Origin of the sequence: Aeromonas sp. 603079, from assembly GCF_049172135.1 — a bacterium.
Lineage (GTDB): Bacteria > Pseudomonadota > Gammaproteobacteria > Enterobacterales > Aeromonadaceae > Aeromonas > Aeromonas veronii.
Genome location: NZ_JAAKPX010000007.1, coordinates 131,389 through 143,181 on the forward strand (window position 1 = coordinate 131,389; position 11,793 = coordinate 143,181).

Here is an 11,793-nt window from a genome sequence, read left to right on the forward strand (position 1 = left end):
CCCTTGCCAACCCCACCACTACCGTCCCCTGCCCCACACCCGCCACCCCATCAACACCAGCATCAACACAACCCCCGGCAGCCAGACCCAGTAGAGCTCGGAGAGGATCACCGCTTCACCTCGGGCAGTGAGATAGGCCTCCAGCTTGAAGGGGGCGACCCGGATCACCTGCCAGGGGGCAAAGAAACGCTCGTCACGCCACGGCCAGAGCCAGCCAACCCCCTTGCCGCCGGTAGTGAGCGAATCGAGCAGGCTGTGGGAAAGTAGAGAGACCAGCAGAAACGACCAGATGATGGCGGCGCTGGCCCGAAATTGGCGGTGAAACAGCATGGCCAGTGTGGGCAAGGCAAAGGCAAACAGCAGTGAGTGGGTAAAGCCGCGGTGGCCAAAGACATGGCCGTAGGCGACCCCCAGTTTAAAGGCCAGCACATCGGCATCGGGCAGCATGGCGATGGCGACACCGGCCAGCAGCAGGCGGGGCGGGATAATCCGGCTGCCAAGCCCCAGTCCAAGACAGAGAGGGACGGCGGCGTGAGTGACTATGGTGGGCATAGCATAAAGCTCCAACTGAAAACGTGGGCCTACCTTACCCCCGCTCGGTGAAGTGAAGGTGAAGTACGCCCACTGTATTGGTTCGCTGTTAGCTCAATGCAGCGCCAATCAGCGTTGGCACGTTAACTTGAAATGTTCATTTAACAGCGGCTGACATGCAGAACGGGATCGTGATAAGTAGTCTCTTCGATTCACATCACAGGGACAGTGGCAGCGATGAATGTATCAAAAAGCCTCGTGCGGATTGCGAGCGTTATCAGCCTTTGGTTAGTGACTGGATGCATGGCAGAGGCCGCCTCTGCGCTGCCGAAACAAGAGCAATACGCGCTGATCTATAACGGGCCGGTTTCTGATGGGGATAGCACCAGAGCGATTGCGGATGTGGTCAGGCAGGTGGGCTTGCCAGTCAGGTATCTCTCCAATATCGGGGAGCTGCCTGCAGAGCTCGATAATGCCAGGGTGTTTATCGTTGGCGGCACTGAGGACGATGTTGAGCCGCTCCTCAACACCTTCACCGCGGACGCTCGTTCGGCGTTAAAAACCTATCTGCAGAACGGTGGCCGCTACCTCGGGATCTGTGGGGGTGCCTTTGTGGCATCCACCGGCTGGTCTGAAGAAGAGGGCTTTGTGCCGGCGCTGGGCCTTGTCCCTGCCACATCCGATGATTATGACGGCGACTTTAGCGCCAGGATCTTCCCGATCACCTGGCTTGGCGAAGCGCGCCAGATGTATTACCAGGCCGGTCCGCAATTTACGCCAGTGCCAAGCCCAGAGCAGGTCAAGGTCGTCGCCCATTTTCAAAACCATCATATTGCCGCGCTGATCAGCTCATATGGCAAAGGCAAGGTGGCGGTTTCCGGGCCACACCCCGAAGCCCCCGAATCATGGAAAGCGAACGCGGTGGGCGGTGACAAGATGGAGTCGAATATTCATCTGGCTGCAGGACTCGTTAACGAGTTGCTCTCCGAAGAGCCCGTCACCGATTCGAAGTAGGCGCGTCCCTACGCCCCTGGATGTGACCCCATTGCTCGGCCCGGAAGTCAGGCCATCCAATCGGCCGCAATCCATAAAAAAACCACCGGCCTGCAAAAGGTCGGTGGTTTTTTATCGGTGGTAGATAACGGGTAGCCGATACGAAGGGTTCGCTACCTCAACTTTCGCCCGGGAACGAGCACTACTCTTCCTGCTCCTCCGGTTGTCTCTCCCCACCCCGCAACTGTTGCAGCTCATCGACTCGGGCTTGCCACTTCTCTTGGGCTTTTTTGCGCTCCTGAAGCTGGAACTCTTCGCGCATGGTGTCGATGTTAAGGTCAAGTGTTTCCATCAGAGTGTCTCCTTTGTATGACCGCTTAAAGACTGGCTGACGGCGCATTGGCCAACCTGCTCCCCTATTCAGACACCACTCATCCCCCAAACGCCCAACTAAATAATCGATTGAATATGCAACATTCAATCTAAAAAACTATTCATTCTGCACGGTGACACGCTGTAGCAGCGGCTGCCGCCCCGTTACGCGAAACGCAACGAGGCCCACGTCCCCCGCCAAAAAGGTGATAAAGGCATACGCAGTAACCCGGTTTGGCGTAGTCCCATGCTGGAGCAGATCTCATCGCCGAACCGGATTATCTGGCACTGCGCCGAAATGGCGTTAAGCAGTGCTACTACCATTTTCAAAGGCAGGCAGCGCAGTTGCCCAACCGGCGAAACCAATAAAAAGACCCCCTATTGCCCAGCGGTAAGAGGGGGTCTTTTGTTTGAGCCGCCGGCTAGCCGGCTATTGCCTCACGCTATCAGGCCAGCGAGACAAAGATCCCGGCCAGGGTGGCGCTCATCAGGTTGGCGAGGGTCGCCGCCAACACCGCCTTGAAGCCCATATTGGCCACATCGTGACGGCGCTCCGGCGCCATGGTGCCGATGGAGCCAAGCTGCACCGCAATGGAGCCCAAGTTGGCAAAACCGCACAGCGCGAAGGTGATGATGATCTGGGTGTGGGCGCTCAGGCCCTCCTTGATGTTGGCAAAGTCCAGATAGGCGACGAACTCGTTCATGATCACCTTCTGACCAATCAGGGAGCCTGCCGCCATCATCTCGCTGGCGGGCACGCCAATCAGCCAGGCCACCGGGGCAAACAGATAGCCAAGCAGCTGCTGCAGGGAGAGATCGGCCCAGCCGAACCACTCGCCGACGGTGGTGAGACCGGCGTTGATCATGGTGATGACGCTGACAAAGGCGAGCAGGATGGTGCCGATGGCCACCGCGATCTTCATGCCGCCCATGGCGCCGCCCGCCAGTGCGTCGATGGCGTTGCTGTAGTCGCTCTTGTCGAGGGTGATCTCGGTCTGATCGCTCACCTGCTGCTGCTCCGGCACCAGCAGTTTGGCCATCAGGAGGCCACCCGGCGCCGCCATAAAGGAGGCGGCAATCAGGTATTTAAGATCCACACCCAGACCGGCGTAACCGCCCAGCACCGAGCCCGCCACCGAAGCCATGCCACAGGTCATCACCGCAAAGAGTTCAGAGCGGGTCATACCAGCGAGGAAGGGACGGATCAGCAGCGGCGACTCCCCTTGCGAGAGGAAGATATTGCCGGTAGCAACCAGCGACTCGGCGCGGCTGGTGCCTAGCAGGCGGTGAATGGCACCGCCCAGAACCCGGATCACCCACTGCATGATGCCGAAGTGGTAGAGCACGGCGATCAGCGCGCTGATAAAGATCACCAGCGGCAGCACCCGCACGGCGAAGATAAAGCCGTTGCTGGCCAGATCGCCAAACACGAAACGAATGCCGCTGTCGGCGAAGCCGAGCAGGGCGGAGACGCCATTGCTCATGGCACCGAGCATGATTTGTCCGGGGGGGAAATAGAGCACCAGGGCAGCAAAACCGGTTTGCAGGGCGAGCGCACCCAGCACGGTTCGCCAACGGATGGCTCGGCGGTTTTCACTCGCCAGCCAGGCGATAAACATCAGGGCCAGCATACCGACCAGACTCAATAACAGTGTCATCTTGCACCTATGAAGAGAGGAGTTTCATATGGCAAGTCTGCAGACAGGCGTCGCGGGCGATCCGGCGGGAGAGGTGCCGACCCACGCGACACGCAGACCACAAACCTACAGGTTAGTGGCGGGTCCCATCCTGGGGTCATTCACGTTCCGGGTGACAGCATGTATCGGGTGACGCCAGCGCCGTCGCAGGGGGAGATGCGGCCGGGTGGCAGGTCGGGCGGCGATGGTACAGTGATCATCGTCACAGAAAAAGCGGTAAAACGATTGGCCGGAGTAACTTTTTCAACTTGTTCACACAACGAAACAGGGCCAGCGTGAAGCTGGCCCTGTTTCAATCCGTACTTGAGCGTTCAGACGATTACTTGAGGCGCTTGCCGCTCGCATCCACCACCTGCTCGCCATCTTCCTTGGCGAAGGCCCCTTTTTGCTGATCGGGCAGAATATCGAGCACCACTTCCGACGGACGGCACAGTTTGGTGCCAAGCTGCGTGACCACGATGGGCCGGTTGATGAGGATGGGGTGGGCCAGCATGGCATCGATCAGTTCATCATCGCTGAAACGATCTTCCGCCAGCCCGAGCGCCTCGTAGGGTGGCACGTTCTTGCGCAGCAGATCGCGCACCGGCATGTCCATGGCGGCGATCAGCGCCACCAGCTGGTCACGGGAGGGGGGCGTCTCCAGATAGTGGATGACAGTGGGCTCGACGCCGCTGTTGCGGATCAGCTCCAGGGTGTTGCGGGAGGTACCACACTCCGGGTTGTGATAGATGGTGATTGCACTCATTTGCGTGTCTCTCATTAATCAAGTTAATAGAAAATGGATAGCATCAGTTCGCGGTCATCAGTTAGCGGCTTAGCCCTTCTTCGTACCAGGGTTTGCTGGCGTTAACCACCCGCACCACCAGCAGCATGACCGGCACCTCGATCAGCACCCCGACCACGGTGGCGAGCGCCGCGCCGGAGTGAAAGCCGAACAGGCTGATGGCGGCGGCCACCGCCAGCTCGAAGAAGTTGGAGGCACCGATCAGGGCGGAAGGACAGGCAACCGAGTGCTTCTCCCCCACCTTGCGGTTGAGCCAGTAAGCCAGCCCGGAGTTGAACAGCACCTGGATCAGGATCGGCACCGCCAACAGGGCGATAACCAGCGGCTGCTCAATGATGGCGTTGCCCTGAAAGGCAAACAGCAGCACCAGAGTGAGCAGCAGGGCCGCCACCGACCAGGGCTGGATGCGGGTCATGACGCCGTCAAAATGGGCCTCTCCCTTTTTCAGCAAGGCCTTGCGCAGCAGCTGGGCAATGATGACCGGGATGACGATATAGAGCACCACAGAGGTAAGCAGGGTATCCCACGGCACTATGATGCTGGAGACCCCGAGCAGCAGCGCCACCAGCGGCGCGAAGGCAAACACCATGATGAGGTCGTTCACCGCCACCTGCGACAGGGTGAAGTAGGGATCGCCGTTGGTAAGGCGACTCCAGACAAACACCATGGCGGTGCAGGGTGCCGCCGCCAGCAGGATCAGGCCCGCTACGTAACTGTCGAGTTGATCCGCCGGCAGCCAGTCGGCAAACAGCACGCGGATAAAGAGCCAGCCGAGGAAGGCCATAGAGAAGGGTTTGACCAGCCAGTTGATAAAGAGGGTGACCCCAATCCCCTTCATGTGGCCCTTCACCTGATGCAGGGCGCCAAAGTCGATCTTGAGCAGCATGGGGATGATCATCACCCAGATCAGCAGCCCCACCGGCAGGTTGACCTTGGCCACCTCCATGGCACCGATCGCCTTGAAGAGATCCGGCAACCCCTGCCCGAGGCCAATCCCCACCAGAATGCAGAGAGCGACCCAGGCGGTCAGATAACGTTCAAAAAAGCCGATGGCAGGCACGGCTTTGGCATCACATGTTGCAGACATCACAGCTCCCGATGCGGCGCAATTTCGCATCTTCTATTGGTTCAAAACACGGGTTTATAACAAGTAACGGCATATTCAAGCCGCCCCGGCAGCAGACCGGGGCGGCGACTCAATGGTGCTGGCAGAGGCGGCGCAGGGCATCGGGCCCCACCGGCTCCTCGGCGAGCAGCGGCACCACGGCGTAGCGGCTGGCGTGTTGCTGCTCGACCGCCTCGATATGGGGCAACTGGCGCTCGGCCCGCAGTTGCAGCAGCGACGAGCTGACCGCGGCTTGCTGCAAGCTGTGGTTGATGAGCCAGCCCCAGGGCTCGATGCCAGCCCGGCGCAGATCGGATTGCAGATTGGCAGCCTCCTGCACTGGCGTCGGCTCGGGCAGCGTCACAATCAGCACCTTGGTCTGCTTGGGGTCCTGCAACTGCATCATGGGGGTGGTGAAGTGCAGCCCCTTGTTTCCCATCTGGCGAGCGATCTCCCTGTGGTAGGCGCCGGTGGCGTCGAGCAGCAGCAGGGTGTGGCCAGTGGGGGCAGTATCCATCACCACGAAGCGCTTGCCCGCCTCGCGAATAATGCGCGAGAAGGCCTGAAACACGGCGATCTCCTCGGTACAGGGGGAGCGCAAGTCCTCCTCCAGCAGTGCCCGCCCCTGCTCGTCCAGGGCTGCTCCCTTGGTGGCCAGCACCTGGGCACGGTAACGTTCGGTCTCGGCATGGGGGTCGATGCGGCTCACCTCCAGATGGGGCAGACTAGCTGCCAGCGTCTCGCTCAGGTGCGCGGCGGGATCCGAGGTGGTGAGGTGCACCGGCAAACCGCGGCTCGCCAGCTCCACCGCCACGGCGGCAGCCAGGGTGGTTTTGCCTACCCCGCCCTTGCCCATCAGCATGATAAGGCCGTGACCATCGGCGGCCAGCTCGTCCAGCAGCGAACTCAACTCGGGCTGGGCTTGTTTGACAGTGGACTGTACTGTCGAGGATTGAGCAGCTCTTCCCTCTGCTTGCAGCAACAGCCGCAAACTGTCGACCCCCACCAGATTGGTGGCCAGCAGCGGGATCTGATCCTGCGCCAGCCCCTTTATCCCCTGCGGCATATCGGCAAGAGCCTGTTGCTCGCGCTGCCAGAGCGCCATTGCCAGCGGATCTCCGGCAAGGGCGCCTTCGGGGAAGAGGCCATTGATCACCAACTGCTGATTCAACAAGCCAATGGCGGCCAGCTCCTCGTGGGTGCGAGCCACTTCCCGCAGGGTGGAGTGCTGGGCGCGTGCCACCAACACCAAGCGGGTGCGAGCGGCATCAGCCAGGGCGGCGACCGCCTCGGCATACTGGCTGCGCTGTTTCTCCAGCCCCGCCAGCGGGCCCAGGCAGGAGGCATCCCCCTTGCCCTGCTCCAAAAATTCGCTCCAGGCGCCCGGCAGTTGCAGCAGCCGGATGGTGTGACCGGTTGGGGCCGTATCAAAGACGATATGGTCATACTCCGCCAGCAGCGCCGGGTCGGTCAGCAGGGCGGTGAATTCGTCAAAGGCGGCGATCTCGGTGGTGCAGGCGCCGGAGAGCTGCTCCTCGATGCTGCGCACCACGCTCTCGGGCAACTTGCCGCGCACCGGCCCGACAATCCGCTCCCGATAGGCTTTGGCCGCCGCGGGGGGATCTATCTCCAGCGCCGACAAACCGGGCACAGCGGCGATGGCGGTGACGCGATTGCCGATCTCGGTGGCAAACACCTGTCCCACGTTGGAGGCAGGGTCTGTGCTCACCAGCAGCACCCGCTTGCCAATATCACACAGCGCCACCGCACTGGCGCAGGCCAGCGAGGTCTTGCCCACCCCGCCCTTGCCGGTGAAAAAGAGAAACGGCGGTGGATTGGTCAGAAAATAGTACATAGCCTCTCCCGAATGGTGCGTCACGACTCAGCAGCAACCGCTGCCAGAGCAGCAGCCGCCTTTGACGATCCCCTTGATGGCCGCTTGCGGCGCAGGCAGCCCGGCATAACGGGCCAGCTCGCTGCGGCTCGGATAACGGCCGGTCAACACCACCTGTCCCTCCACCAGCACCAGTGGCAACCCCTCCTCCCCGGCGTGGGTCAGAAAAGCGCTGACGGCAGGTGTCTCGGCAAATTGCATCGGCTGCTGGGCCAGATTGAAACGCTCGATGGCAACGCCCTGCTCCTTGGCCCAGGCAAGGTCGGCTGCGAAGGTGACCAGTGCCTGATCAACCTCGGTACCGCAGACACCGCTGGAGCAGCAGAGGGCGGGATCAAAAATCTGAATGGAGGACATGGCATTACTCCTTGTTGCAGCAGGGCTGCGCAGGCAGAACATGGGGGGAGCAGGCTGACTCGGCACGCATCACGCCGCACGCCTCGGGATGACCGGCGCAGCACTCCTCGGTAAGGTAGGCGATCACATCCAGCATCAGGGGAATATTGGCGCGGTAGCGCAGAAAGCGCCCCTCCTGCTCCACCGACAGCAGACCGGTGTTGAGCATCGCCTTGAGGTGAAACGAGAGGGTATTGGGGGCAATATCGAGCTCGCTGGCCAGTTCACCGGCGACTCGCCCCTCCAGCCCGGCCTTCACCAGCAGCCGCCATACATCGAGCCGGATGCCGGATGCCAGCGATTCAAAGACCTTGGTGGCCATCTCTTTGTTCATCTTCAATCCCCTTGGTGCGACCTTTCATTTCAACTATACAAGAATTATTGAAATGATCAAGATACGTACCGAAGCGAAGATACGAGGTTCTGACATCAAACCGAGCAAAAAGGGGAATCGACGAGTGAACAACCGTTGCGGACGAGCACACAGGGCTCGTCGCAGATAAACAGACGCCCTCCAGAGGGAGGGCGTGTATCAGACAGTCAGAGCTGTCGGGGCAATCAGACGAACGCGTGCCTTATTTGGCAGCTGGCACAGCGTTGAAGGTGAGCAGGGCCGCCTTGTTGGCATCGCTCAGAGTCAGCTGGTTGGCGTTGATGGAGTAGGTTGCCACCTTCTCCAGCTTTTGCAGGAACTCGGTCTCTTTGTTCATGGCGTCGCCGATGCACATCATGCGAGTGGAGCCCATGGCGCCCAGCGTCAAGACACCGTCACCCTGCTTGGTGATACCGCCAAAATAGCGGTTGCAGCCGCCCTTGCCCGCCACCTTGCCGTCGACCACTTGCAGGGTGAAGGTATCGCCGGTGGCGCCTTGCAGCTGCCAGCTGGATGCTTGCAGTTGAGCCATGCTGGAACCTGTTGCCATTGCGCAGCCTCCCAGTGCCAGCGCGGCCAGCAGAGTCAGTTTCTTGTTCATGGATTCACCTCTTAATGATTAGAGCCATCAATACGGCAGCCTGTTTAACATGGCTGATGCCCATGCCAAAGGATTTTATTGTGATCTCCCTTCACTTTACTACCAGCTGGCATGTGCCATGCTTAGGCTCAGTTCCGGACCCAGGGAGGGGAAACGAATGGTCAAATCGCTCATCATCACACTGCTTGCAACCTGCGCCAGCATGGCTGTACAGGCCGCCGACTGGGCAGTGGTTCAGCCGCAATCCAACCCGTCTCTCTATGTCAAAAGTTACTCGGGTGTGCTGCTCAATGGCCATAGCTATCACAGCGACAGTTTTGATCTCTGGCTGGTCAATAGCGGCTATCAATATCCGGTGGTGGATGATGTGACCCTCTTTATGGAAGCGGGCCCGGCGGTGGCGGATCAGAATCGCACATCCGGTTTCAATATGAGTTCGGGGGTACGCTACCAGCTCTCTCCGGCATTCAATATCGGCAGCCAGATCAAGCATCTCGATCTCAACAAGGCCAGCACCCTGCTGGAGCTCAACTCCAGCCTGCTGCTGACCCCCAGACTCTCCCTCACCGCCAACTACGGCGTCAGCGCCATCACTGCCGATCAGGCGCTGAGCCTGGGCGTCGGCTTCAATTTCTGATGATCACAACAGCGGCGTGGCGCTCACCACCACGCCGTTGCGATCCGCATAGACATAATCCCCTTCGTGGATGGTCACCCCGGCAAAGCTGACCACGGCCCCCAGCTCTCCCAATCCTCGCTTCTCGGTCTTGACCGGACAGGCCGCCAGCGCCTTGACCCCGAGCGCCAGTGTCGCCAGGGTGCCCACATCCCGCGCCGCGCCGTGGATCAGGATACCCTCCCACCCCTGCTCCGCCGCCTTGACCGCCAGTTGATCGCCCAGCAGCGCACGGCGCAGCGAGCCGCCGCCGTCGATCACCATCACCTTGCCGTGACCGGGGCGGGTCACCAGATCCCGCACCAGACTGTTGTCTTCATAACAGGAGAGCGTTACGGCGCGACCATAGAAGATGGCCTTGCCGCCAAAATCCTGAAACACCGGGTCGGCCACTTGCAGCAAGTCGCCATGTTGATCGCAGAGGTCGGGCAGGAGATCCAGCATGATTTGATTCCTTTCAGATACATGAAGGTGTTCATTCTTTCATCAGGCAAGGTTTCTGGCAATCCAGAAGGATTCAATATTGCCCAGACAAACTGCTGATTTATCCGTCAATACCGGTGTCAGCCAGAGCTGGCCATCCTCCACCCAGTAGAGAGCATTCTGGCCAAAACTCGCTGCCAGCTGACGGACTTGTGGCAGGGATAGCGCCACCGCCAGCGATGATTCCTGCCAGCGTTCTTCCGGGTCAGACCCCCAAAACGGCCCCACCACGGGCACCTGCAAATCCACGGTCAGATGGCGCCACATCGCCCGTTCCCGCCGCATATTGCGTCGTTCTGTGACCCACTGGCTGGCCGGATTCCAGGCTGTGATGATGGCAAAAGCAGACCAGTCTGGTGGCTCAAATGGCGCGATAAAGCAGATTTTCTTGTAGTTTTCCCACAAATTCATGTCAATCACATGTTACATTCCATTACATTTTGTAGGGGCGAAAACCCGGTTCAGGCCAAGTATGATGCAGCTGTCCCAGGGTTTGACCTATATCAAATCAGAGTTAAAAAGTTGCTATCTGACGGCAAAGAGTGTTGTTATGCTCCTGTTAACTGATAAAATGCGGCCACTTTCGTAATGGACGACCTTTCCAGGCTCTGCTCGACCAGACTTGTCGGGAACCTATAAGTGGCACAGGGATACTTGCCGGTACTGATGCCTAATTCGCGATATTCCGACCTGACTCTCATACCCAGGATGACGTAATAAATTTTCAGGATCAGTCAGGAAATCGGTTTGAAACGCCAAAGAGTGTTAAATTTAAGATAATTAACTGATAAGAATCTGGGAATACTCATGCAAACACCACACATTCTGATCGTCGAAGACGAGCTGGTCACACGCAATACCCTGAAAAGCATTTTTGAAGCCGAAGGCTACATCGTGCTCGAAGCCAACAACGGCGACGAAATGCACCAGGCCCTCACTTCCCACACCATCAATCTGGTGATCATGGACATCAACCTGCCGGGCAAGAACGGCCTGCTGCTGGCCCGTGAGCTGCGTGAGAACGACAACATCGCCCTGATGTTCCTGACCGGTCGTGACAACGAAGTGGACAAGATCCTGGGTCTGGAGATCGGCGCCGATGATTACATCACCAAGCCGTTCAACCCGCGCGAGCTGACTATCCGTGCCCGCAACCTGCTGAGCCGCACCATGAACGTGGCAGCCGGTGGCGAAGAGAAGAAGCTGGTTGAGCGCTACCTGTTCAACGGCTGGGCGCTGGATATCAACAGCCGCGCACTGGTCAGCCCGACTGGCGACATGTTCAAGCTGCCGCGCTCCGAGTTCCGCGCCATGCTGCACTTCTGCGAAAACCCGGGCCAGATCCAGACCCGTGCCGAGCTGCTGAAGAAGATGACCGGCCGTGAGCTCAAGCCCCACGACCGTACCGTCGATGTGACCATCCGTCGCATTCGCAAGCACTTCGAAAGCGTCAACGATACTCCGGAGATCATCGCCACCATCCACGGCGAAGGCTACCGTTTCTGTGGTGAGCTGGAGCAGGAATAAGCTCCCGCTACGCTGTTGATCTGAAAAGGCGCCTCGAGCGCCTTTTCTGTCTCTGCGGTTTGCCTTAAAAGCCGAGAAACCGTGAGCGTGACGTCGAACGGCGCACAAGACAGCTTCAAAACAAAAAGCCCACTCGCAGGAGTGGGCTTTTTGTTTTGAAGCTGGAGCGGGCAGCGGGAATCGAACCCGCATCATCAGCTTGGAAGGCTGAGGTAATAGCCATTATACGATGCCCGCCTGGCATCTGAAATTTGGAGCGGGTGATGGGAATCGAACCCACGTATGCAGCTTGGGAAGCTACCGTTCTACCATTGAACTACACCCGCGTCAGGGCTCCTACTATATGCATTTTGCCGCCGAG

The 11,793-nt window shown here is 59.3% G+C and carries 14 protein-coding genes and 2 tRNA genes; 3 read left to right on the top strand and 13 right to left on the bottom strand.

What is annotated here, in order from left to right; translation table 11 throughout:
- Positions 1 to 18: 18 nt before the first annotated feature.
- Complete coding sequence (locus G5287_RS06905; protein ID WP_421231072.1) at positions 19 to 552, bottom strand: metal-dependent hydrolase; 534 nt, start codon at positions 550 to 552, stop codon at positions 19 to 21.
- A 216-nt stretch (positions 553 to 768) separates the two neighbouring features.
- On the opposite strand from G5287_RS06905, the gene G5287_RS06910 reads away from it, so the two are divergent.
- Positions 769 to 1,545, top strand: coding sequence for a BPL-N domain-containing protein (locus G5287_RS06910; RefSeq protein ID WP_421231073.1), 777 nt, complete (start codon positions 769 to 771; stop codon positions 1,543 to 1,545).
- Between the two features lie 181 nt (positions 1,546 to 1,726).
- On the opposite strand, the gene G5287_RS06915 is transcribed toward G5287_RS06910, so the two are convergent.
- The 8 genes from G5287_RS06915 to G5287_RS06950 form a co-directional block, all read right to left on the bottom strand.
- Positions 1,727 to 1,876 carry a hypothetical protein gene (locus G5287_RS06915; RefSeq protein ID WP_005347375.1) on the bottom strand — a complete coding sequence of 50 codons (150 nt, stop codon included), beginning with the start codon at positions 1,874 to 1,876 and terminating at the stop codon, positions 1,727 to 1,729.
- Between the two features lie 466 nt (positions 1,877 to 2,342).
- Positions 2,343 to 3,554 (bottom strand): NupC/NupG family nucleoside CNT transporter, encoded by a 1,212-nt coding sequence (locus G5287_RS06920; protein WP_266134210.1) that lies wholly within the window; start codon positions 3,552 to 3,554, stop codon positions 2,343 to 2,345.
- A 358-nt stretch (positions 3,555 to 3,912) separates the two neighbouring features.
- A complete protein-coding gene (arsC, locus tag G5287_RS06925) occupies positions 3,913 to 4,338 on the bottom strand; it encodes a glutaredoxin-dependent arsenate reductase (protein ID WP_335832219.1) in 426 nt (141 codons plus the stop codon).
- A 61-nt stretch (positions 4,339 to 4,399) separates the two neighbouring features.
- Positions 4,400 to 5,464 carry an ACR3 family arsenite efflux transporter gene (gene arsB, locus G5287_RS06930; protein WP_421231074.1) on the bottom strand — a complete coding sequence of 355 codons (1,065 nt, stop codon included), beginning with the start codon at positions 5,462 to 5,464 and terminating at the stop codon, positions 4,400 to 4,402.
- Positions 5,465 to 5,573: 109 nt separating this feature from the next.
- Positions 5,574 to 7,337: an arsenical pump-driving ATPase gene (gene arsA / locus G5287_RS06935; protein WP_421231075.1), complete on the bottom strand. Its 1,764-nt coding sequence runs from the start codon at positions 7,335 to 7,337 to the stop codon at positions 5,574 to 5,576.
- Positions 7,338 to 7,364: 27 nt separating this feature from the next.
- Positions 7,365 to 7,733: an arsenite efflux transporter metallochaperone ArsD gene (arsD, locus tag G5287_RS06940; RefSeq protein WP_005347398.1), complete on the bottom strand. Its 369-nt coding sequence runs from the start codon at positions 7,731 to 7,733 to the stop codon at positions 7,365 to 7,367.
- Between the two features lie 4 nt (positions 7,734 to 7,737).
- The gene (locus G5287_RS06945; protein ID WP_005338181.1) at positions 7,738 to 8,106 is read right to left on the bottom strand and encodes an ArsR/SmtB family transcription factor; all 369 of its coding nucleotides are present in this window, start codon (positions 8,104 to 8,106) and stop codon (positions 7,738 to 7,740) included.
- 241 nt (positions 8,107 to 8,347) lie between these two features.
- On the bottom strand, positions 8,348 to 8,746 hold the full coding sequence (locus G5287_RS06950) for an META domain-containing protein (RefSeq protein ID WP_120415111.1): 399 nt from the start codon (positions 8,744 to 8,746) through the stop codon (positions 8,348 to 8,350).
- A 157-nt stretch (positions 8,747 to 8,903) separates the two neighbouring features.
- Between G5287_RS06950 and G5287_RS06955 the strand changes: the two genes are divergently transcribed.
- Entirely contained in the window at positions 8,904 to 9,383 is a 480-nt protein-coding gene (locus tag G5287_RS06955; RefSeq protein WP_421231076.1) for a hypothetical protein, read from the top strand.
- A gap of 3 nt (positions 9,384 to 9,386) precedes the next feature.
- Here G5287_RS06955 and G5287_RS06960 read toward each other — a convergent pair whose 3' ends face one another.
- On the bottom strand, positions 9,387 to 9,866 hold the full coding sequence (locus G5287_RS06960; RefSeq protein ID WP_421231077.1) for a putative 4-hydroxy-4-methyl-2-oxoglutarate aldolase: 480 nt from the start codon (positions 9,864 to 9,866) through the stop codon (positions 9,387 to 9,389).
- A gap of 42 nt (positions 9,867 to 9,908) precedes the next feature.
- Positions 9,909 to 10,316 carry a DUF3293 domain-containing protein gene (locus G5287_RS06965; protein ID WP_421231078.1) on the bottom strand — a complete coding sequence of 136 codons (408 nt, stop codon included), beginning with the start codon at positions 10,314 to 10,316 and terminating at the stop codon, positions 9,909 to 9,911.
- Positions 10,317 to 10,712: 396 nt separating this feature from the next.
- Between G5287_RS06965 and arcA the strand changes: the two genes are divergently transcribed.
- On the top strand, positions 10,713 to 11,432 hold the full coding sequence (gene arcA / locus G5287_RS06970; RefSeq protein WP_005338193.1) for a two-component system response regulator ArcA: 720 nt from the start codon (positions 10,713 to 10,715) through the stop codon (positions 11,430 to 11,432).
- 162 nt (positions 11,433 to 11,594) lie between these two features.
- Here arcA and G5287_RS06975 read toward each other — a convergent pair.
- Together G5287_RS06975 and G5287_RS06980 are read right to left on the bottom strand one after the other, a co-directional pair.
- Positions 11,595 to 11,669, bottom strand: a tRNA-Gly gene (locus tag G5287_RS06975).
- Between the two features lie 15 nt (positions 11,670 to 11,684).
- Positions 11,685 to 11,758, bottom strand: a tRNA-Gly gene (locus G5287_RS06980).
- Positions 11,759 to 11,793: the final 35 nt, after the last annotated feature.

Bases quoted from the DNA above. Each gene is read 5' to 3' on its own strand.
- G5287_RS06905 (WP_421231072.1), bottom strand. From the start codon at position 552: ATGCCCACCATAGTCACTCACGCCGCCGTCCCTCTCTGTCTTGGACTG.
- G5287_RS06910 (WP_421231073.1), top strand. From the start codon at position 769: ATGAATGTATCAAAAAGCCTCGTGCGGATTGCGAGCGTTATCAGCCTT.
- G5287_RS06915 (WP_005347375.1), bottom strand. From the start codon at position 1,876: ATGGAAACACTTGACCTTAACATCGACACCATGCGCGAAGAGTTCCAG.
- G5287_RS06920 (WP_266134210.1), bottom strand. From the start codon at position 3,554: ATGACACTGTTATTGAGTCTGGTCGGTATGCTGGCCCTGATGTTTATC.
- arsC (WP_335832219.1), bottom strand. From the start codon at position 4,338: ATGAGTGCAATCACCATCTATCACAACCCGGAGTGTGGTACCTCCCGC.
- arsB (WP_421231074.1), bottom strand. From the start codon at position 5,464: ATGTCTGCAACATGTGATGCCAAAGCCGTGCCTGCCATCGGCTTTTTT.
- arsA (WP_421231075.1), bottom strand. From the start codon at position 7,337: ATGTACTATTTTCTGACCAATCCACCGCCGTTTCTCTTTTTCACCGGC.
- arsD (WP_005347398.1), bottom strand. From the start codon at position 7,733: ATGTCCTCCATTCAGATTTTTGATCCCGCCCTCTGCTGCTCCAGCGGT.
- G5287_RS06945 (WP_005338181.1), bottom strand. From the start codon at position 8,106: ATGAACAAAGAGATGGCCACCAAGGTCTTTGAATCGCTGGCATCCGGC.
- G5287_RS06950 (WP_120415111.1), bottom strand. From the start codon at position 8,746: ATGAACAAGAAACTGACTCTGCTGGCCGCGCTGGCACTGGGAGGCTGC.
- G5287_RS06955 (WP_421231076.1), top strand. From the start codon at position 8,904: ATGGTCAAATCGCTCATCATCACACTGCTTGCAACCTGCGCCAGCATG.
- G5287_RS06960 (WP_421231077.1), bottom strand. From the start codon at position 9,866: ATGCTGGATCTCCTGCCCGACCTCTGCGATCAACATGGCGACTTGCTG.
- G5287_RS06965 (WP_421231078.1), bottom strand. From the start codon at position 10,316: ATGAATTTGTGGGAAAACTACAAGAAAATCTGCTTTATCGCGCCATTT.
- arcA (WP_005338193.1), top strand. From the start codon at position 10,713: ATGCAAACACCACACATTCTGATCGTCGAAGACGAGCTGGTCACACGC.